A 20890-nucleotide genomic window follows, 5' to 3' on the forward strand; every position below is an offset into this window, starting at 1 on the left:
TAAAAGTTGACAATATGAAAGATAACTTCTCCGCAATCCCAGTATTTGTAGCAGTAGTAGAAAAAGGGAGTTTTTCGTCCGCAGCAGAAAAACTAGGCATGACAAAGTCAGGGGTAAGTAAGAGAATATCGGTCTTAGAAGATAGCCTAGGAGTTCGATTATTTAATCGAACCACAAGGAGCATAACGCTAACCGAAGCTGGTGAACGGTTTTCAGATTATGCTAGGAACAGTGTCGTTATTGCAAACGAAGGGTTTGCAGCACTACATAATCTACAAAACACACCGAAAGGAACTTTGAAAATAAACGCCCCCATGACGTTTACACGTTTACATATCGTTCCTTATATAAAAGAGTTCTTAGATTCCTATCCTGATGTGAAGGTAATACTGAGTATGGATGACCGAATCGTAAACATAGTTGAAGGGGGTTATGATGTTGGGATTCGAATCGGTGAACTTGAAGATTCCTCGCTGATCGCTAAAAAGCTTGCTGATTGTAAAAGCGTACTCTGCGCCTCACCACAATATATCTCGAAACATGGTATACCATCAAAGCCTGAAGACTTATCTAACCACAATTGCATCTACTACAGTCTATTTCAGGCGGGAACAGAATGGACCTTTTACAAAGACAGTAAAAAACTAAAAATAGAACCTAAAGGCAACTTTATCGTTAATAATAGTGATGCGATTTTAGAGGCATTACTGAATGGACTCGGTATTTGTCAGATGCCAACCTTTATCGTCGCAGAGCACTTGAAATCAAACAGACTTATTTCAATCATGGACGAATATACTCTCCCAAAACATGCAATATATGCAGTCTATCCCGAGAGAAAACACCTCCCTGAAAAAGTAAGAGTATTCATCGAGTTCATGCACAATAAATTAGGCGGAGGTTCAGGTTATTGGGATAAGTAAAAAGGGGTTGCAACTAGGATAGTAAAAACCAACGCATTACTGTCCCGGTGGTTCGGGGGGGACCATTCTGGCTTGCGGCGCTAGAAGTAATAAGGCCAGGAACACCTGCCATAGCCATAGCCACTCCCGCACTGAGGCGAAAGAAATATAATCTAAGATTTAATTAGAAGGCCACGCGTTACCACTAGGTATAACTTTTAAGCTAGCGATATAGAATTAAATTACATCCTTAATCAATTATAAATACTACATTACGTGACCCGTATCACCTAACATCCCCCCACTCTGTTAAGAACGCCTAACTATTTGATTTTTAATTATTAATTAATTTTAATAGGCATGCTAATTACTGTATTAACATAGGCATGTTTACAAGATGCTTTATTCTTAGCGAACATATTTACCAATAATTGAGCATTACAAAAAATCTTTAGGTTTCTGTATATGCTTAACCACAAATATAATATGAGAAATACCAATATGAAAAAAATAATACTTGCCACATTATTACTTTTGCCCGTTGCTGCTTTTGCATCTGACGATGAACTAATTAAAAGCATAACCCCTGAAGACATTAAATATGTTCAATCCTCTGAGACTTATACCTATGTGAGGTGCTGGTATCGTCCTCATTATAACCATGACGATCCAGCAACTGATTGGAAATGGGCATTAAATGAAAATGGCAGCTATTACACCATATCTGGTTACTGGTACTCGTCAACTTCATTTATGAATATGTTCTATACGACATCACCTCAAAAACAAATTATGGAGAGATGCGCAGATACTTTAGATGTTACTCACGACACCGCAGATATTACGTATTTCGCTGCTGATAATAAGTACTCTTATAATCACTCAATTTGGGTAAATGACAGCAATGCACAACCAGATGCGATCAATAAAATTGTGAGCTTTGGCGATAGTATCTCAGATACAGGGAATTTCTTTAATGGCGCACAATGGCAAGCTCCAAATCAAAATTCATGGTTCTTAGGTCACTTCACTAACGGTTTTGTATGGACAGAGTACCTAGCAAAAGAAAAGGCGCTACCTCTATACACATGGGCTGTTGGTGGAGCTGCAGGAAATACACAAAAAAAAGTACTGTCAGGTATCCATGACCAAATAGACTCATATCTTAACTATGTAGCGATGGCAAAAAATTATCAGCCGGAAAATAGCCTATTTACACTCGAGTTCGGGCTTAATGATTTTGTAAACTATGACCGTTCAGTCATCGATGTAAGTAATGACTTTAGTTACGCATTGAAGGTACTAACGGATAATGGTGCACAGAACATTCTTATTCTCAACTTACCTGACGCGACAAAATCTCCTCAATTTAAATACAGTACTGAGGAACATGCAAAAATAGTAAAACAAAAGATCACAAGTTTTAACCTATTTATTAAAAAATTAATTAATAAATATCAAAATAAAGGTGTAAATATAGTCCTATTTGATACAAATACATTAATTAAAAACATAATTAATACACCTGAAAAATATGGCTTTAGCAATGCTAAAGATGCCTGCTTAAATATCAACAGGTCATCAACTGTCGATTATTTTACAAGTCATGCATTAACAAGTGAGTGCGATTCGGATGGCTCTGATAATTATGTTTTCTGGGGGGTGACTCACCCGACAACAAAAACTCATAAGGTAATTGCCGAGCAAATATCAGGCTCTAAACTGAAACAATTTAAGTTCTAATAGGCGTCAGTGAATATGATCGTCAGCACTTATTGAAAATAATAAATTTAGACAAGCGCCAAAATAGTTATATAGCGCTTGTCTCAATTTTACGAGTTATCAGAAGAGCATTTTAAATTGCTCTCCCAACACGCTCCACCTTTTAACTCACATTTCTCCAATGCCTTACCTTTAGCTTCAGCTTCTGTACGCCCTGTACCATATACTGCTCCTGCAGTAATATCCTTGATATAGCATCCCCATACATCTTTGTTCGTAGGAGTAGGAATAGTGTCATCTTCATCGTCATCAATTTTATCTGATAACCTTATAATTAATGTTTCTAATCTTCGAATGTCTTTTCTAAGCATCCGCACTTCTTTTTTTAGATCCTTAAATGCAGCAGCATCGGAAACTTCGCTTGCACTTACCTTCCCGAAAGACAATAAAACCATAATTGCTAAAACTAAACTTTTCATTCTGATATACCATAAATTAAAGTAAACACGATTTAAGTCTGTTGTATTCATCAACGAACCTAAATATCAGACTGATTCTATGGTTCTGTACATTAAACGCAAGGAAATAGGTACTAAAACCTGTTTTAGGTCGTCCTAAATCATATTCTAGGGCGTCTACAACCATGCTTATTGACATACTAGCGTCACTTTTAGCCTAAATCAGGAATCGTTAAATGAAGTTACCTATCGTCCTTAGTGTTTTATTTCTATGTATTAGTAAGCTAGCCTTCGCAGAGTCTGTTGGATTTCAACAGTTTCAGTTAGCTAGTGATACGAGCCGCCCATTAAAAGTCAGCCTCTGGTATCCCACCTCTCAAAATACACCCTCAGAATCAGTTGCCGAAAATATAGCTTTTGTTGGAACAGAAGTAGTCAAAAATGCTTCGCTTTTACCCACAAAGCATCCTCTTGTATTACTCTCACATGGATATCGCGGAAACTGGAGAAACCAAAGCTGGCTTGCAAATTCGTTGGCACTAAAAGGTTATGTGGTCGCAGCTCTCAACCATCCTGGAACCACTACATTTAATCATTCTAGATTACAGGCATCACAGTGGTGGCAACGACCTCACGATTTGGTGCGTGTATTAGATTACTTACTCGAAGATACGATTTGGCGCGCCTCGATTGATGCAGAAAACATATCTGCTATCGGTCACTCTTTAGGTGGCTGGAGTGTAATGCAATTAGTCGGCGCACAACTTGACCGCGACGCATTTCAAACGCAGTGCCAGCTGTACCCAAATCCCAGAACCTGTGGCCTAGCAGACGAACTGGGACTCTCATCATCCCAACCGGGAGAACCAACATCCTTTGATTTCTATGATCCACGAATCAAAAAAGCGGTGATTTTAGATCTAGGTGGTGCACGTAGCTTCTCTTTAAAAAGTATGGAAAAAGTGGAGACACCCGTGCTGATATTAGGCGCAGGGATCGATATTGGAGACTTGCCTCAAGCAATGGAATCTGGTTATCTGGCCGAACATCTGCCATTATTTAATCGTCATTATAAAGTGTATGAACAAGCAATGCATTTCAGCTTCTTACAGGTGTGCAAACCAGGAGCGATAACGCTTATAGAAGAAGATGTGCCGGGTGATGGTATTGTATGTAAGGATGGTTCTGGTACAAGTCGACTCAAGCTCCATCAGCAAATGTTTAAGGATATTTTAAGCTTCCTCACTCATGCATAGTAAAGCAGTCTAATATACAGGGCTCTTTCTTCACCGGATAGTGCCCTGCATTGACCTCATACTGTTATTTTTCGCAAAGTACTAAGCGTCATTTCTATATGTGCTGGGTGTTTGGCCTGTTATGCGCGTAAACTCACGGTTAAAGTTAGACTTGGTCTGAAAGCCAGCGCTAAGATAAATATCTGTAATGCTATCTTCACTGTCTACAAGCCGCTTTTTCGCATAAGTAATTCGGTATTCATTCAGTACTTTCGAAATATTCATTCCGCATATCTGATTTACAGCCATAGAAACTTGCCGCGTAGGAATGCCGACTTTTCGCGACAAACGACCCAAGGTTAAATTCATATCGCGGAACGCTTCTTTATCCTTCATCAAGGTATCAATTTTACTCACGATGTCCTTAGCATCCTGTTCAGATAATCGAACACTTTTCGAAGGGGGGTCGATGCTAGCATCTAGCAACGACTTTTCCTCTACATCTGACAATACCTCTGACTCCGTACTTAATGTACTAAAGCCAACAATAATCACAGCAACAACGACGCTCGGAATAAGGATTAGATAGCTGAGCGATAAAATATATAGCGCATGCTCTCCACCATACACCATAAAATCAAAAGACAGTACGCCATCAATGCAGGCAGACACAAGTAAGGTGATACCTGCAACACGCTGCGCAAAGAGCACCCGCTCAACATGAGAAAGCCGAACATCTTCCGGCATCACGAATGATGAACGTATGAGTAAAGTGCCATAGCTAAGATAGAGCATAGTCAAAATAACATCTATCGCGTTCAACCATAATTCGGGCCACCACGAACATACAATAATCACAAGGGGACCAGAAAGATGTAACCATGAAAGGCGTCCAGCATTGTATTTTTTAGAAAAACAACACCAAGCCATCACAGGTAAAAACGATGCAAAAATAGGCTGTAAGCACCTGAAAATGGCGATGTCAAAAGTCCAGCGAAGCCCAACTACAGCCGTACTTATCGCACATAAAGTGATAAATAAAGAAGGCCTTTTTCCCTCAACTGGTTTCTTCGCAAATAAAGTAATTGCAATGATCTCCAGCAACAGTGACATGATAAAAGGCAGTGGAATAGCAATCATTAAAACTCCGTTTAGATATTAAAGATAGGAAAGTTAACAAAGTCACCGATTGTAAAAATGGGATGTTTGATGCTAGCGTTAATCTTTTGTCGATTTCGCGATAAAATGAAGCGGCGTAAACCCTGTTTTCTGACGAAAAAAACTAATAAAAGCACTATCGCTCGAAAAACCGAGACGATAAGCAATATCAGTAACACGTAACTGCTTTGATAATAATTCTATTGCCCCTAGTAACCGCCATTGTTGACGCCAACTTTGATAGGGCATCCCAGTCTCTTTGGTAAAAATACGCGTGATCGTCTTAGTACTGGCTCCCACCTCTGTACTTAATTGTGCCAATGTAGGAGCGAGGAAGTCTTCGTTATTAATCTTAAGTAGCCAACCTTTTAATCGATAATCATGAGGTAAGGGCAAATTCAAATGTGTATCTTTAGCGGCATTCAATTCTTCAATAAGTAGATTCACAGAATTAATCATTTCATCTTCTGGTTTATCAAATGGCCACATTGCCATTCTCTCAATCAAGGCTAAAAATAACGGGTTAACATCCAAGATCCTCATTTCACGTGATAATTTAGGTTGTAACGATTCATTAAAAAACAGTGACCGATAATGGCTTACGTTCGTCATTTGAGCACTATGCTCAATACCCGCAGGGATCCAAGCAGCACGCATAGGGGGAAGAACGCACTTCATTCCAGCCATTGTTATCACTATACAACCACGCTGAGAGAACATTAATTGATCTTTTGTATGTGTATGTAGGCCCGAATCATGATCACGCGAAATAGATGCAACACCAACGACTAAACCTGAATGTTCGTCGACATTGAAGTCAGATGTTTTCGAAATAAAAGCCATTTCCTCACCTTGTCCTTAAATCAATGTTTATTGTTCCAATGTTAACATTAATACCCTTCTACGTACTATATAATTCTCATTATCATAACGAATGTGATTTCTGAGTCATAAAGTAAATTCTCTAACGTTAGTTTGCACTAGCACTAAAGAGGCAATAAAAAGTAGGAAAAATAATGAATACCGAAGTAAAAAAGATTTCAATTCCTTTAGCGGTCATATTACTGATGTTTCCGCAAATTATCGAAACCATGTACAGTCCAGCACTGACATCCATTAAAAATCATTTTGGTGTTTCGGCTGCAGCTGCCGCACAAGCACTATCTATTTTCTTTATTGCTTTTGCTGTCGGGGTTGTTGTTTGGGGTCGTATGTGTGATGTCATTGGTCGACGTACCTCAACATTAGCAGGCTTAATGGTTTTTATTGTAGCGGCCGTTTTTACGTTAATGGCGCCAAGTTTCAACATGCTGCTTGTAGGGTTTGCTTGTTGCGCTTTTGGGGCAGCGGTAGGTTCAATTTGTATCCAAACCATTATTCGTGATGGCTACCATGGTATGGAACTTTCACACGTTTTCTCAATCGTGGGAACGTCTATTGGCTTGAGTCCTGTAATAGGTATGCTAACAGGTAGCTGGCTGACCACACACGGTGGATACACTTGGGTCTTTTCCGCTATGGTAATATTTGTCGCTGCGCTCTTAGTATGGTCGTTTATTCAACTGCCAGAAACGAAACCAGCGAACAACCACCGTGATAGCTTATTAGCTGTTGGTCTTAAAATGCTTAAAGATGGCCATATTTGGTATATCTCGCTTATGGTCGCGATTTTTAATATTTCGCTATTTTCATACTACAGTATTGCGCCATTTATGTTTGAAAAGCTTGGTGTCAGTGTTGAATACTTTGGTTATACAGGTTTTTTACTTGCTGCAGGCTCTATTGTGGGATCAATGATCAACATGAGATTAATCCGCCGCCACTTAAGCCATGATCGTATCGTTAGTCTTGCGACAGCCTTACTTTTACTCAGTGGTATCTGTGTCTATCTTCTACAAGACTCAGTATGGTTCTTTGTCCCAATGATGTTGGTTTATTTGTCTTTTGGACTCGCGTTACCCAACCTACTAAGTGGCGCATTAACGGATTACCGTGATCACTTAGGCAGCGCAGGTGCATTACTTGGCCTGTTCTACTACCTTATGATTGGCTTTGGTTTACATGCCGCCAGTGACTTTGGCAGCCTCGCCATCACTTTACTTATATGTGGGCTACTCGCCTGTATACTTGTTGGATTAAAATTAGCACGCAATTTAATAAACATTGACATAGACCTTAAGGATATCGATTTATAACTCACTATAAAACGAAAAGTGCCGCAAATATTACGGTACTTTTCGTTTAACTTAACCATAACAACTGAATAGGTATATCCATCCTTATTCTTATTCTTATTCTTATTCTTATTCTTATTCTCAGAGCTATTGTTTGTACTCTGAGCGATGGTATTTCTAGAATGTATGGCTTTAAAATAAAAGCCATTTTCTCACCCTGTCCTTAAATCGATGTTTATTGTCTCAATATTAACATTACCTGTAGCCTACATATTATATGCTTCCATTGTCGTAACTATGTGCTTTATGACACATAAAAACGCTTTTTATGTAAACAAAAAGTAGGAGTAATAATGAATACAAACGTAAAAAAGATTTCAATTCCTTTAGCAGTTATATTACTGATGTTGCCGCAAATTATAGAAACCATGTACAGTCCTGCACTGACATCCATTAAAAATCATTTTGGTGTATCAGCTGCCGCAGCCGCACAAGCATTATCGATTTTTTTTATTGCTTTTGCTGCTGGGGTTATTTTTTGGGGTCGTATGTGTGATGTTATTGGCCGGCGTACCTCAACATTAGCAGGCTTAATTGTATTCATTGTATCGGCCGTATTTACCTTGATATCGCCAAGCTTCAATATGCTACTACTGGGGTTTGCTTGTTGCGCTTTTGGAGCAGCTGTATGTTCAATTTGTATCCAAACCATTATTCGTGATGGCTACCAAGGTATGGAGCTTTCACATGTTTTCTCTATCGTTGGGACTTCAGTTGGTTTGAGCCCTGTTATTGGCATGTTAACAGGCAGCTGGCTAACAATACATGGTGGTTATACTTGGATTTTTGCTGCCATGGTCGTATTTGTCGCACCGCTCTTAATATGGTCATTTATTCAACTGCCTGAAACTAAGCCAGCGAACAACCATCGCGATAGCTTATTAGCTGTCGCTCTGAAAATGTTAAAAGATGGCCATATTTGGTATATCTCACTTATGGTCGCTGCTTTTAATATTGCATTGTTTTCATATTACAGTATTGCGCCATTTATGTTTGAAAAGCTTGGAGTCAGTGTTGAGTATTTTGGTTATACTGGTTTGTTACTTGCTGCAGGTTCCATTGTAGGGTCAATTATCAACATGAAATTAATCCGCAACCACTTAAGCCATGATCGTATAGTTAGTCTTGCGACAGCCTTACTTTTACTCAGTGCTATATGTGTGTACCTTCTGCAGGATTCAGTATGGTTTTTCATTCCAATGGTAATGGTTTATTTGTCTTTTGGGCTAGCAATACCCAACCTACTAAGTGGTGCATTAACGAATTACCATGATCACTTGGGCAGTGCAGGGGCGCTACTTGGCCTATTCTACTACCTTATGATTGGCTTTGGTTTACATGCTGCCAGTGACTTTGGTAGCCTCGCCATCACTTTACTTATATGTGGGCTAGTCGCCTGCATGCTTGTAGGGCTAAAATTGACACGCAGTGGAATAAGCACTGACCTTGGTCAAGGGTCAAGCTCTTAACACAACACCGAAAATCCCTGTTCACTTTAGATTACACCTTGTTAGGGTACTTATCCTAGCAAGGTTTTCAATGGGGACATGGGGTGGTATCTGTCATCAATTACGAGTTAATTCACGAGTCAAAGTACGGGCGTCAGCGTTCCCTGAAAACAGCGAAAAGATGTTCTCCCCCCTGAGTCGTCACTACATTATACAGAAGTGGCGCGATTACTCTAAGCCGATGATAAAGTGCTTCACCCTGCAACATCTGAACGAAGTTATTCACTTTCTGAGTATCAGGATCAAGACGTGTTCGTCGTCCTCTACGCACCATCATATTGTCGGTACCCGTTGCTTTATCCAACAAGAACCACCAGTCTTGGCTCTCATCACATGATTGAGCCCACGCCATTTGGGGAGTAACCCAGTCAGCCACATCAACCGATATATCCTCACCAAAGGCTGGCTCATAATTAAATGGCATGAATCGGTTTTCACCGACTGCATAAGGCTTGTAACTGGCATCGCCGATGCGATTAGAAACAACTGTTTGATGTAAATCATTAATCTCATGCCCAGCAACCTTCACGGTTCCCTTCTGTGGAGTAACCTCACGCGTTAATACATCAGCAAACGCACCTTTTGGCATGGTCAAGCTAATATCTTCCAGTATCGAATGCCTATCTTTATCAGGCACAAGATCGATGTCTCTACTAAGGCTAGTCAACATAGCAGATTCGCCATCAAACAAAGTCTCTTTCACCAAGTTTTTTGGGGCGAAACGTTCGATTACGAGCTCCCAACGCAGTGCCATATCTTGGGTCTGGTTGTAATAAGCTAGCAGCTCTTTCCAAGGCGACGACAGATCTTTGTAAGCTGCGAGCGCAGCAATCAAGGCACCGACTGTTACGTCGCCTTTAATCGCTAAATAACCACCAACAGAATAGAAAAAGAAGGGGGTCAATTGATTAATAAAGTTATTCAAAAACTTCATAAAGAACTTCTTTTGATAAATCTTAAAACGAAGACTGAACAAGTTCCCCAAACGATTAGAAAACAATGACAATCTATGACGTGCCCTGCCGTTCATACGAATATCACTGACACCTGCAGCAGTTTCACCAATATCAGCAGCAAATTTTCTAACCTCTTTTATCCTCTCTTTATTCAACACATTAATCTGGCGCTGTAATTTAGGAATAATCCATGCTTGCAATGGAATAAGCGCTATGGACGCGACCCCAAACCAGAAACTCTGGGCAAATAGAAACACAAGAATGGTCAGCATCTGCCCTGCCTGAAAGACAGGTTGCGATAGCATATTCCCCATAAATGACCCCATGGGTTCCGCTTCAGATGTCACCATAGAGACCAACTCACCTTGACTTGTGGTGCGAAAATATGAGCGAGGAAACTTCAACATCCGGGTGAGAAGTTTAAAGCGAAATCGTCGTAATAAACGTTCCGACAACACACCTTTCATGGTGTTTAAGTGCATTTTCAATAACCCGTTGGCTAATACAGATAATAGAAAACCGACACAAAGAAGCATCAAAAACTGGGTCTGACTTAGGTTCATGCCCAGCAATAAAACGTCTTCCCCTGTTCCACCAATGGCATCGTTAATAATGCGCTTAGGTAACTCCAGTGAAGCGTACAAAATAGGAAAAGTCAGGAGCGTGGTCGCTGTTAGAGCCAGCTGATTTCTTTTTGAATACTTCCAGATAAATTGAAAAATGCTCTTTTCCATTTTTCGATCTCCTCTTGCAGGATTAGTAGATATGCCACACATTTACAGGCCATTTAATGTTCTAAATGGATAACATTAATATTTATGAATCAGGCACATTCTAACTTTAGTCCATTTGAAATCGCCGCTTTAAATGATTTGTAAATTGTGCGACATGAGAAGCTGCAAGGTAGTCCCCAGTGGTGTAGCCATCACTATGAGCACCAAAACATTGATAATTAACTTATTTTTTACACACTTATCATAAATATAGGCTATTGCTATATGATGAGCATCACCTGTTGATATAGCATGTTTAAATGTAATTTCGATCGAATGATGGTGAACGCCCCATCTGAATGAGATATTTAAGAATAATCAATGGCTTTTATGACTGACTTAAGTAGTTTTAGGTTGTTTGGTGTATTCAATGATTTATATTTTTCAGACATACAAAAATCACTACACGCATGTAAACTTAACTATACTTATCATGCAGATAGGGTGGATTTATAAATAATTTTAAAACAAACTAATACAAATTAGATACCTACCATTTGGTGACTTACTCAGCACTAGGTAGTTAGTTCCGTTCAAAAATAAGCGGAACCTACATCAAGCTGTTATTTATTAGATTTAGATGGTGAAACTTAGATAGTGAAGTCATCGCCCCATTTGATCGAATCAGCATACTGACTGGCAAAAAGTTCTTCCGAAATACCAAGTACGTGACAATGATTATTGACTTGTTCCCAATCAGCGTTCTCATAGGATTTTACTGCATTAAGCAGGTGCCCAAGCTCTCCTTTACCTTCGTTCAATGCCAATTTAAGTTCCTCACTGAGGGGTAAATTAGTTAAAAGCTGAGACAGAGGTTTATCCAATAAAGCATCCAGCAAAGAAAACATCCCCATTAAAAAGGCTTGGTTTGGCTCTGCTTTAAATGATCCTTTAGTGACTAGCTGTTCACAAATTCGCGCCCGTTGGATAGACAGAACATAGAGAGACTGAGGTTTATGCTGATTGGCATGAGCGGCTGTCATTAAAGAAATAAATCGGCGCAGCTTGTCCTGCCCTAGATAAATCAGAGCATGCTTAAATGAAGTTATGGTTTTGCTAATAGCAGACGATGCATTTACATATTTCAGGAGTTTATAAGATAGGGTAACATCGCTGGCTATCAATTTCCCTATCGCATCATAGTCCAGTTCTGGAGTGGCAATTTCAGTGCACAATTGTAATGTGACCAGTTCTGATGGTTCAATAGTCCGTTGCTGCACCATTTCTGGTTTACTAAAGAAATAGCCTTGGAAGTAATTAAATCCAATTTTTTTTGCTTGCTGAAATTCTTCGTAGGTTTCTACTTTTTCCGCTAAGAATTTTATCTTATAATTGCGATTATTATGAATAAAAGACTTTGCCTCAGAGAGTGGGTAAAGTTGGATATCAAACTTAATAAAGGCGATGTAAGGTAAGAACCTGTCCCAGCGAGCATCTGGGATAAAATCATCAAGGGCCATCTTGTAGCCTTTTTTATAAAAAATAACGACCGCTTGTAATAGTTCATCTGTCGGCTCGCAATCTTCCAGAATCTCAATAATTAGTTTATCTTTGGGGAGTAAGGTCGGTATTAACCTAATTAAGCTACTGTATGGAAAATTGATAAAAGCAAGTTTATTCCCTGTCGTATTCCAACATGAATTCATGAACTGATCTGATAGCAGGCGACTGGTTGCTTGCTCTGCATCTATATCGGGAAACGAGTTTTTTGGACCATCCCGAAATAACAATTCATAACCAATTGTATTTTTATCTGTATCTAAGATCGGTTGTCTAGCTACATACGAATACATGCGTTATTACCTTTTTATACAAAACCCTAGAATATGATGAATATTGTAGGGTTGTTATCAAAAACAAGCTAAATCTTACTTGATATTACTATAAAAATACCTATTTTCAGTATACGTATATTGGGGGAACCGTCAATATATGGCCTATCCTAGCAATTCAACGCTACTATATCTGCCGCAGTTTTAATCAAAAACGATTATTTTATACTGTATTATTTTTATTTATCAGTTGAGTCACAATTTGTAAAAAATAGTCTTTCTTTTCCTTGCTGTAAACAAAAATGATAATAGAATCAATTGTATGTTTTTTTTGTTAATAATTAACAGGGATGGATCCCAATGTCTAAATATAAATTATCGTTTGGTGAAATAATTATACTGAAGCCAAATTTAGCTGAAGTGATAGTCGACAATAATGTCGAAATGGATTTAGAAATGGTTGGAGAATACCATGAATTTTTACTCTCCAAACTTGAACACCCTTTTAATCTGTTGATCAATAAAGTCCATCAATACACCTATACCTTTGAAGCTCAACAACATTTAGCCACACTAGCTCAAATAGGTTCAATGGCTGTAGTTGCTTATAGCTCTGTCACAAAAAAATGTACAGAAAGTCTTGTGGACGTTCCTAGGCCAATGCCCTGGAATATCAAAATCTTCAGTGACCGTAGTTTAGCATTGGACTGGCTTGCTAATACGCAATCATAATCGAATATAGCATGCAGACAAATTTTCTGTATCACTACATTTAGATGAGATGAAAGAAAACGACTCGTGGAGCTGCTGCTTGGTCGAGAAAAACATGAATCTAAGCGCAAAGCCTTTTATTCTTCCTATACTAAATACAGTTCTTTTAACCGTGAGATGCTGATATAAGGAAGACAATGGCCTCTTTATTTGATGTTGCTCGCCGAGTGATCACTCGACTTGAAATTGTGAGTCAAACCCTCAGTCTACGTAAAGTACACGGAGAGGAAGCGAGTTATTCGCCCTCGCCGTTACCTTTGTCGGATGTAGATACGCTTGTTGGAAAAACTGTGTTGATCAGCGGCGGGTCGCGAGGAATTGGTTTAGCCATTGCGACCGCGTGTGCTAAGGCTGGCGCGAATGTCGTGATAGCTGCAAAAACCACGATCCCACACCCTAAATTACCGGGCACCATTTATACCGCAGCGGAGGCGATTAATCAGTCTTGTGCTGGGCGAGCCATGGCTATTCAGCTTGATGTACGTGATGAAATAGCGGTGCAACGCGCGGTGGATGAAGCTGTTGCTGAGTTCGGTAGTATCGATATTTTAATCAACAATGCCAGTGCGATCCATCTGGATCAGATTGAACATACGCCCGTGAAAAAGTTTGATTTGATGTTTTGTATTAATGTCAGAGGGACATTTTTACTGACACAGGCCTGTTTACCGCACTTGCGCCGTAGCCAACATTCCCACGTAGTGACTTTGTCTCCACCGATCAATCTCGACCCGAAATGGTTTAAACAATACGGAGCATACACGACATCAAAATATGCGATGTCATTATTGAGTCAGTCATTTTCGGAAGAGTTCGCAGCCGATGATATTGCCGTGAGTTCTTTGTGGCCGAAAACAGCGATCGCAACATCCGCGGTCGCAAACATGATGGCGGGAAAATTAATTGAAGGGGGCTGCCGCAAACCAAGCATCATGGCGGATGCCTGTCTCGCTTTGATTAGCCAGTTACCTTCAGACCATAAAAATGGCTTTTATCTTGATGAAGATGTATTACGTGCACAAGGTGTTAAAGACTTCGATGCATACAGTTGCCATCCGGGTAAACCGTTACAACGAGATTTGTTTTTGGATGATGACATCCATGGCAAACCAAATGAAAGCACCTTCAGCGTTATGAAGTCTGATTAGTTAATGATTACGTAACTTATCAGCTACTTAAATTTTAATCTGTATTTAGATGGGGTTAGGTGCTTATATTCTTTAAACAACCGATTAAAGTTCGCTTGGTTTCTATAGCCTGCTTTTTCTGCAATTAAGCTAATTGATATATTCGTTGTCGTAAGTAATTGAGCTGAATAATTCAGCCTAAGCTTCTTTAGGTACTGACTAAAACTTTCATTGAAATTCTGTATAAACCAACGATGAATAGTATTTTCACTAACATACATATAATTTGCTAACTTTTTTAATGTTATATCCGATGCAAAATGGTTATCAATGTACTGACAAACTCGGTCAATTTTATTGTTGTTATGGTGTGTTGTGTTTTTCTTTACATCTGTTGGACGTGAAAGTAAGGTTAAACTTGATTGGTCTGCATATAATTCAGCCAGTACTTGAATCAATACAGCAAGTTGTCCTATGGAAGAAAGACTTTCAAAGTTGTTTAGGTGCTTATAAACCATCTCTGCTGTTTTAGGTGAAAAACTAAGCCCTTTATTTGCGCGTTGAAGTAAAGGTGCTAACTGCCTCAACTCAACACAACTGTACATTGCTTTGGCTATCCACTCTTCACTAAACCATATAATATGGGTCTCACAAAGATTATTTTCATCTGTACCTATGGATTCAAAGCTATGGACAACGTCTGGTCCTATCAATATTAGGTCATTGTGTTCTATCTGACCTTCGTAAGAACCTATGACTGCTTTTCCTTTAAAGTGTCTATGTAAAACAAGCTCAAATTCTTTGTGAGCATGCCAATTTTCGGATTTGTAAATTTCTTCCAACATTTTGTAACGCCAAGACCAGCCTTGTCTTTGGGGTACTTTTTGTATTGTTGTTTTCATGATTACTCGTCTACAACCTTTGGGTTAGAAATATGAAAATTGGGAACAGCCTACTACATACAGCAATATATCAAGATAAGTATTACTTGTTAATGGAATAGTATTATATTTTGGATCGTGGAACTGTAAGATAGTTATATCTATAACATACAGAGAGGATTGTATATGTTTGAATATTTTAACCACTTACAGCCAAGGCTTACTTCACTCGTTGAAGCGAATAAAGATACTTTATCTAAAGCGACCGAGCTTTTCACTAAAGCTATTGTTGATGACAAAATGGTGCAAGTTCTTGGAACTGGGCACTCTCATATGATTGGGCTAGAGGGATTTATTCGAGCCGGGGGGCTTGGTAATATAAATGCTATTTTGGATTCAGTATTACTGACCAATGATGGTGCCTTAAGAGGCTCTGCAATGGAAAAGCTATCAGGGTTGGCAGAAGTAGTGTGGAATAACCAAAATATATCGTCGGGGGACGTTATTATGATTATTTCAAATTCAGGTCGAAATGCACTTCCTATTGAATTTGCTAAAATAGCTAAAAGCAAAGGCCATTCTGTAATAGCAATAACATCTGTAGAGCAGTCGTCAAAATACGAGAGTCGTCATAGTTCTGGTTTAAAGCTAATGGATATTGCTGATATTGTTATTGATAATTGTGTACCTACAGGAGATGGTCTGTGTAATATCAACGGGAATATTACTGGCGCATTTTCTAGCATTGCAGGTATGTTAATTATGAATATTCTTACCGTCGAGGCTCAAAAAGAAGCTATAAAGCAAGGTGTAACACCCTTGGTCTTCTCTAGTCAAAATGTTGACGGTTTCAACAATGATCATGTCTACAAACATTTTGGCTCAAGATTAAAATCAATGTAGTTAGCCATTTACGAGCAATACGTTCTCTCTTTCAAGCAGGCGTCCATCTGTCATCATATGACACAATACGGTCGTCGCTATATGAATTAAATACCTATTTGATTTGTGTATTATTAGCAATGAACCTTACGCACATTTATATAACTTACAAACACTTACACACATTTAATTTACAATTTTAAATGAAGATGTAAAATTAATGCAACACTGTAATTTGTGAATTTATTTAGGTTTGACTTTGATGAGCAACAAAATCTAGCCCAAGGTCAATGTGATAAATACTTTAAATCGTATCGCTAATTTAACGCATATAAAAAGTCAAAGCCCTTTCCTTTGCTTACTATAATCGTAGTGCTGCACAACCAGCATCAATTAGGTACGTGAATCATTAAATCACATCAAAAACCTCCAATAAGGCTCTTTTAACTTTAGGACTGAATGAAATAATCTAATGTCAATTAGAGCTGCTTTTTAGCCGAGGAAATAAGGATTTATTTAATACCCATCTTGTCAGATATCTTAAATAAATCAAAGGTGTATTATTAACTCAGGCCATCCATTTATGAGGTGATTTCATGATACAAAATATAATAAATGATGAAGAGATGATTGCATTACATGAAGCATATGGGGATGCGTGCGATGAGCGGACTCATGAACTAGAAGTAATCGAATACGATATTCAGAATATGAATGAAAGCATAGACGAAGATATCGAATCTATAATGACAAAATTTTCATTATTAAATGATGTAGATAAACGTCGAATGGCTCACATTATAAGTACGCTAAATATTAGACATAGAAATGACAAACTATAGCTGACTATGTAGAACATTCGATTTACATGCTGAATCTACATTCACGTCAAAAACAAACGTATTTTAACGATTGATCGAGTCCAATATTGGTACTGGCATGATACCAATTCAATGCGTCACCCTTACTCAGAGCAACTCATGTCCTTCATCCTACATAAAACCAAATATTTTGTGCCCTCAGCGGCCTTGTGATACCAGCTCACTACCTCGCTATTTGACTCTGTCACAATGCCACAGCCATGACCAAGTAGCAGAACTATTAACATTCGTTCAAAACAGCCCCATTTCTGCACAAGTGACACAAATTATTAAAATTTGCCTCGCAACTGGCGCGTGAATAATAGAAGCTATAGATATAAAGGTTTGCAAATAACAAAGGGTTAAAAAACCAATGAAAATAATCTCATTTAACATTAACGGCCTTCGCGCTCGATTGCATCAGCTACAAGCTATCATAGACAAGCATTCGCCTGACGTAATTGGCCTACAAGAAATTAAAGTTCACAACGAAATGTTCCCTGTAGCAGCGGTTGAAGACATGGGTTATCACGTATTTTTCCACGGTCAAAAAGCACATTACGGTGTTGCTATGATGGTGAAGAAAAGCACAGTGGCAGACGTAGAAGCAATTAAAGTGCAATATGGCTTCCCTACCGATGACGAAGAAGCGCAAAAACGTATGATCATGGTGACGTTTGACCAAACATCAGGCAAACCGATCACAGTGTTAAACGGTTACTTCCCACAAGGCGAAAACATTAGCCATGAGACGAAATACCCGAACAAGCGTAAATTCTATCAAGACCTAAACGTATACCTTAACGACAACCACACGGCAGAAGACGATGTGATCGTAATGGGCGACATCAACATTTCTCCAGCAGATAAAGACATCGGCATCGGTGAACCAAATGCGAAACGTTGGTTAAAAACAGGTAAATGTAGCTTCCAACCAGAAGAACGTGAATGGTTAGCAAAACTGCAAGGGTTTGGATTACACGATACATTCCGCACCATTAAGCCGGAAGTAACAGATCGTTATAGCTGGTTTGATTACCGCTCAAAAGGTTTCCCAGACAACCGTGGACTGCGTATTGACGTGATCTTAGCGACGGCAACATTGAACGCAAAAGTAGTAGAGAGTGATGTAGATTACGAACTGCGTGGCATTGAAAAGCCATCAGACCACGCGCCAATCTGGACAACATTTACCGAATAAAATTGTTACTCGATAACAATAGCTTAGGAGCATATCCCTAAGCTATTTAAAATCTCAAAACCGCATTTTAGAAATATGTGTCTAATCTTAGTGTTACCTCGACATTCACATACCAAAAGCGATGATGGCTATGCAGTGGACTAAGATATGCGTAACAGCAACAAATAGCTTACTTCTCAGTATCGTCGTAAACATATCACCCAGTAATGCTCAATATTCCGCTAATACTGACTCTAATTTGGCAAGCTCAACATTTTCAAACTCTGTCGCGCAACAACAAATGAATATTCACAGCCAGCCCAGCTTTGAAGACCTCCCCCTGCTATTAAAAAAACGTACTATCAAAGTCTTAGTCGTTAATCACCCCGCTTATTATTTCATTTATCAAAGTCGTCCGCGTGGTTTTGCTTATGACATGATGCGTGAATACGAAAAACAGCTAAACCGTAAATACTTCAAAAACACCAAGTTGAAACTCAATATCTTGTTTATTCCGGTGCCTAGTAGCCAAATAATCAACTTACTCGCGCAAGGTTATGGTGATATTGCAATTGGCCCATTAATGACGCCTTTACGCCAACAAAACCAAGTAACCCACACAGAGCCCATATACACCAACAATCAATTATTGCTCGTCAGCCATGACTCTATGGATGAGTATAAGAATATAAATCAGTTATCAGGCAAGGAAATTTGGATACGTCGTAATAGTATTTATCATCAGCAATTAGACATCATCAACCAGCAATTATTCCGACTCAATAAACAACCTATTTACATCAATATCGTGGCTGATGAACTCGAAGATTACGAACTATTAGATATGGTCGACAACAAGCAAATTTTCATGACGATGATCTCTAACCATGGTTTACGATTATGGCAAAAATTATATAAAAATATAAAACTACACCCACGATTAGTCTTCGGTAATAATATCCCAAGTACCTGGGCGGTACGTAATCACACGCCACAATTAACGCGCAGTTTAAATCAGTTTATTAACAAGCATAAAAAAGGCACTAAAATAGGCAACATTCTGCACCGTCGCTATTTAGTTAGCCATCGTTGGCTGAATAAAGTTATCCATCAGCAGTTTGAAAAACGCTATTTAGAGACTGAAACAATCATTAAAAAATACGCCGAACAGTATGAATTCGATTGGCAGTTTATTCTTGCGCAAGCCTATCAGGAGTCTCGGCTTAATCAAAAGGCCCTTAGCCATAGAGGTGCGGTCGGCGTGATGCAAATATTACCATCGACGGCGAATGAACCTTACGTCAATATTAAAAACATCAACAACATAGACAGTAATATCCATGCAGGTGTTAAGTACTTACACTTCATGAAACAGCGTTACTTTAGCCATAAAAACATTGCCAAGTTAGACTCGCTATTATTGAGTTCTGCCGCCTATAACGCTGGACCAGCGAAGTTAATACAATTAAGGAAACGGGCTTTAAAGGCAGGATTAAACCCCAACATTTGGTTTAATCATGTCGAGAAAATAGCCGCAGAGACCATAGGTAAAGAAACGGTGAATTACGTAAACAACATTTATAAGTTTTACATCACTTATTTGCTGGCCTCACGTTATACAATCAACGATACGCAGATAGCGCAACAGAAAATTGCTAACAATACTCAGTAAGCAAAGAGGAGCAGTCATTAATCAAAGGCCGCTATGTTGATACAAAACGACCTCCTATTTAATTTATTAACTGTAACGATGTAAGTCGTTAAGCAAGATGCCTAAACGCGCGTTTTTCTAACCTTTTGAATACGGCGAAAATAGTAAAGCATAAACACAGATAGATAGCACCCGCAAAAATAAATGCTTCAAAGGGAGCATAGAAACGTGAATACACATTGTAGCCAGCCCCCGTGATATCAACCAAGGTCACGACACTGGCGATTGACGTTGCATGCAGCATAAAAATAACTTCATTACTGTAAGCTGGCAACGCACGACGGAACGCCGACGGTAAAATGATACGACGCAGAACCTGCCAATAACTCATGCCATATGCTTGTGCCGCTTCAATTTCACCTTTATCGGTTGTCACCAATGAACCACGAATAATCTCGGTGCTGTATGCTGCCGTATTTAATACAAACGCTAACAAGCAAGGGTAAAATGCATCTTCGAGTAAAAACCATATTGAACTGTCTTGAATACCATCAACCATGGTCACACCATAATAAATCAGATACAACTGGATCAATAACGGTGTACCACGAAACACATAAGTAAATACCCAAATACCACGTGATAACCACACATACTGACTCGTACGCATGATCGCCAACGGCACGGCCAAAAAGAAACCGATGACAACAGACAAGAACGTCAGCTGTACAGTCAATACCGCACCATCCCAATACTCATTTAAGGTACTCGGAGTAAACATTTCATTTTGCTCAAGCAAAGCAATCAGTTGATCTAACAT

Annotated in this window: 18 protein-coding genes; 11 read left to right on the top strand and 7 right to left on the bottom strand. The window is 39.0% G+C overall.

Annotated features, from left to right (window positions below):
- The first annotated feature begins 14 nt into the window (after positions 1 to 14).
- Positions 15 to 923 (top strand): LysR family transcriptional regulator, encoded by a 909-nt coding sequence (locus HWV01_RS15775; protein WP_211672443.1) that lies wholly within the window; start codon positions 15 to 17, stop codon positions 921 to 923.
- Between the two features lie 480 nt (positions 924 to 1403).
- Positions 1404 to 2645 (top strand): SGNH/GDSL hydrolase family protein, encoded by a 1242-nt coding sequence (locus HWV01_RS15780; RefSeq protein ID WP_211672444.1) that lies wholly within the window; start codon positions 1404 to 1406, stop codon positions 2643 to 2645.
- Between the two features lie 89 nt (positions 2646 to 2734).
- Here HWV01_RS15780 and HWV01_RS15785 read toward each other — a convergent pair whose 3' ends face one another.
- The gene (locus HWV01_RS15785; protein ID WP_211672445.1) at positions 2735 to 3154 is read right to left on the bottom strand and encodes a hypothetical protein; all 420 of its coding nucleotides are present in this window, start codon (positions 3152 to 3154) and stop codon (positions 2735 to 2737) included.
- A 164-nt stretch (positions 3155 to 3318) separates the two neighbouring features.
- Here HWV01_RS15785 and HWV01_RS15790 point away from each other — a divergent pair, with 164 nt between their 5' ends.
- Positions 3319 to 4338, top strand: a complete 1020-nt coding sequence (locus HWV01_RS15790; RefSeq protein WP_211672446.1) for a prolyl oligopeptidase family serine peptidase — start codon at positions 3319 to 3321, stop codon at positions 4336 to 4338.
- Positions 4339 to 4419: 81 nt separating this feature from the next.
- Here HWV01_RS15790 and HWV01_RS15795 read toward each other — a convergent pair whose 3' ends face one another.
- Complete coding sequence (locus HWV01_RS15795) at positions 4420 to 5457, bottom strand: helix-turn-helix domain-containing protein (protein ID WP_211672447.1); 1038 nt, start codon at positions 5455 to 5457, stop codon at positions 4420 to 4422.
- Between the two features lie 78 nt (positions 5458 to 5535).
- Positions 5536 to 6318, bottom strand: a complete 783-nt coding sequence (locus tag HWV01_RS15800; protein WP_211672448.1) for a helix-turn-helix domain-containing protein — start codon at positions 6316 to 6318, stop codon at positions 5536 to 5538.
- A 173-nt stretch (positions 6319 to 6491) separates the two neighbouring features.
- Here HWV01_RS15800 and HWV01_RS15805 point away from each other — a divergent pair, with 173 nt between their 5' ends.
- Together HWV01_RS15805 and HWV01_RS15810 are read left to right on the top strand one after the other, a co-directional pair.
- On the top strand, positions 6492 to 7670 hold the full coding sequence (locus HWV01_RS15805) for a multidrug effflux MFS transporter (protein ID WP_211672449.1): 1179 nt from the start codon (positions 6492 to 6494) through the stop codon (positions 7668 to 7670).
- A gap of 332 nt (positions 7671 to 8002) precedes the next feature.
- A complete protein-coding gene (locus tag HWV01_RS15810) occupies positions 8003 to 9178 on the top strand; it encodes an MFS transporter (protein ID WP_211672450.1) in 1176 nt (391 codons plus the stop codon).
- A 133-nt stretch (positions 9179 to 9311) separates the two neighbouring features.
- Here the strand turns inward: HWV01_RS15810 and HWV01_RS15815 are convergent, their stop codons facing one another.
- Positions 9312 to 10907 carry an ABC transporter ATP-binding protein gene (locus HWV01_RS15815; RefSeq protein ID WP_211672451.1) on the bottom strand — a complete coding sequence of 532 codons (1596 nt, stop codon included), beginning with the start codon at positions 10905 to 10907 and terminating at the stop codon, positions 9312 to 9314.
- A gap of 629 nt (positions 10908 to 11536) precedes the next feature.
- Positions 11537 to 12739 (bottom strand): EAL and HDOD domain-containing protein, encoded by a 1203-nt coding sequence (locus tag HWV01_RS15820; RefSeq protein WP_211672452.1) that lies wholly within the window; start codon positions 12737 to 12739, stop codon positions 11537 to 11539.
- Positions 12740 to 13078: 339 nt separating this feature from the next.
- On the opposite strand from HWV01_RS15820, the gene HWV01_RS15825 reads away from it, so the two are divergent.
- Both HWV01_RS15825 and HWV01_RS15830 read left to right on the top strand, forming a co-directional pair.
- Positions 13079 to 13450 (top strand): hypothetical protein, encoded by a 372-nt coding sequence (locus tag HWV01_RS15825; RefSeq protein ID WP_211672453.1) that lies wholly within the window; start codon positions 13079 to 13081, stop codon positions 13448 to 13450.
- Between the two features lie 176 nt (positions 13451 to 13626).
- Positions 13627 to 14637 carry an NAD(P)-dependent oxidoreductase gene (locus tag HWV01_RS15830; RefSeq protein WP_211672454.1) on the top strand — a complete coding sequence of 337 codons (1011 nt, stop codon included), beginning with the start codon at positions 13627 to 13629 and terminating at the stop codon, positions 14635 to 14637.
- 23 nt (positions 14638 to 14660) lie between these two features.
- On the opposite strand, the gene HWV01_RS15835 is transcribed toward HWV01_RS15830, so the two are convergent.
- Positions 14661 to 15518: an AraC family transcriptional regulator gene (locus HWV01_RS15835; RefSeq protein WP_211672455.1), complete on the bottom strand. Its 858-nt coding sequence runs from the start codon at positions 15516 to 15518 to the stop codon at positions 14661 to 14663.
- A gap of 165 nt (positions 15519 to 15683) precedes the next feature.
- Between HWV01_RS15835 and HWV01_RS15840 the strand changes: the two genes are divergently transcribed.
- The 4 genes from HWV01_RS15840 to HWV01_RS15855 all read left to right on the top strand — a co-directional run bounded on the left by HWV01_RS15840 (position 15684) and on the right by HWV01_RS15855 (position 20091).
- Positions 15684 to 16400, top strand: a complete 717-nt coding sequence (locus HWV01_RS15840) for a sugar isomerase domain-containing protein (protein ID WP_211672456.1) — start codon at positions 15684 to 15686, stop codon at positions 16398 to 16400.
- A gap of 575 nt (positions 16401 to 16975) precedes the next feature.
- Positions 16976 to 17221, top strand: a complete 246-nt coding sequence (locus HWV01_RS15845; RefSeq protein ID WP_211672457.1) for a hypothetical protein — start codon at positions 16976 to 16978, stop codon at positions 17219 to 17221.
- Between the two features lie 391 nt (positions 17222 to 17612).
- On the top strand, positions 17613 to 18440 hold the full coding sequence (xthA, locus tag HWV01_RS15850; protein ID WP_211672458.1) for an exodeoxyribonuclease III: 828 nt from the start codon (positions 17613 to 17615) through the stop codon (positions 18438 to 18440).
- Positions 18441 to 18570: 130 nt separating this feature from the next.
- Positions 18571 to 20091 carry a lytic transglycosylase F gene (locus tag HWV01_RS15855; RefSeq protein ID WP_249185343.1) on the top strand — a complete coding sequence of 507 codons (1521 nt, stop codon included), beginning with the start codon at positions 18571 to 18573 and terminating at the stop codon, positions 20089 to 20091.
- An 88-nt stretch (positions 20092 to 20179) separates the two neighbouring features.
- On the opposite strand, the gene HWV01_RS15860 is transcribed toward HWV01_RS15855, so the two are convergent.
- Positions 20180 to 20890 (bottom strand): ABC transporter permease, encoded by a 711-nt coding sequence (locus HWV01_RS15860; RefSeq protein WP_211672459.1) that lies wholly within the window; start codon positions 20888 to 20890, stop codon positions 20180 to 20182.

The sequence above is a fragment of the Moritella sp. 5 genome, assembly GCF_018219455.1.
Taxonomy (GTDB): Bacteria; Pseudomonadota; Gammaproteobacteria; order Enterobacterales; family Moritellaceae; genus Moritella.

Bases quoted from the DNA above. Each gene is read 5' to 3' on its own strand.
- HWV01_RS15775 (WP_211672443.1), top strand. From the start codon at position 15: ATGAAAGATAACTTCTCCGCAATCCCAGTATTTGTAGCAGTAGTAGAA.
- HWV01_RS15780 (WP_211672444.1), top strand. From the start codon at position 1,404: ATGAAAAAAATAATACTTGCCACATTATTACTTTTGCCCGTTGCTGCT.
- HWV01_RS15785 (WP_211672445.1), bottom strand. From the start codon at position 3,154: ATGAATACAACAGACTTAAATCGTGTTTACTTTAATTTATGGTATATC.
- HWV01_RS15790 (WP_211672446.1), top strand. From the start codon at position 3,319: ATGAAGTTACCTATCGTCCTTAGTGTTTTATTTCTATGTATTAGTAAG.
- HWV01_RS15795 (WP_211672447.1), bottom strand. From the start codon at position 5,457: ATGATTGCTATTCCACTGCCTTTTATCATGTCACTGTTGCTGGAGATC.
- HWV01_RS15800 (WP_211672448.1), bottom strand. From the start codon at position 6,318: ATGGCTTTTATTTCGAAAACATCTGACTTCAATGTCGACGAACATTCA.
- HWV01_RS15805 (WP_211672449.1), top strand. From the start codon at position 6,492: ATGAATACCGAAGTAAAAAAGATTTCAATTCCTTTAGCGGTCATATTA.
- HWV01_RS15810 (WP_211672450.1), top strand. From the start codon at position 8,003: ATGAATACAAACGTAAAAAAGATTTCAATTCCTTTAGCAGTTATATTA.
- HWV01_RS15815 (WP_211672451.1), bottom strand. From the start codon at position 10,907: ATGGAAAAGAGCATTTTTCAATTTATCTGGAAGTATTCAAAAAGAAAT.
- HWV01_RS15820 (WP_211672452.1), bottom strand. From the start codon at position 12,739: ATGTATTCGTATGTAGCTAGACAACCGATCTTAGATACAGATAAAAAT.
- HWV01_RS15825 (WP_211672453.1), top strand. From the start codon at position 13,079: ATGTCTAAATATAAATTATCGTTTGGTGAAATAATTATACTGAAGCCA.
- HWV01_RS15830 (WP_211672454.1), top strand. From the start codon at position 13,627: ATGGCCTCTTTATTTGATGTTGCTCGCCGAGTGATCACTCGACTTGAA.
- HWV01_RS15835 (WP_211672455.1), bottom strand. From the start codon at position 15,518: ATGAAAACAACAATACAAAAAGTACCCCAAAGACAAGGCTGGTCTTGG.
- HWV01_RS15840 (WP_211672456.1), top strand. From the start codon at position 15,684: ATGTTTGAATATTTTAACCACTTACAGCCAAGGCTTACTTCACTCGTT.
- HWV01_RS15845 (WP_211672457.1), top strand. From the start codon at position 16,976: ATGATACAAAATATAATAAATGATGAAGAGATGATTGCATTACATGAA.
- xthA (WP_211672458.1), top strand. From the start codon at position 17,613: ATGAAAATAATCTCATTTAACATTAACGGCCTTCGCGCTCGATTGCAT.
- HWV01_RS15855 (WP_249185343.1), top strand. From the start codon at position 18,571: ATGCAGTGGACTAAGATATGCGTAACAGCAACAAATAGCTTACTTCTC.
- HWV01_RS15860 (WP_211672459.1), bottom strand. From the start codon at position 20,890: ATGTTAGATCAACTGATTGCTTTGCTTGAGCAAAATGAAATGTTTACT.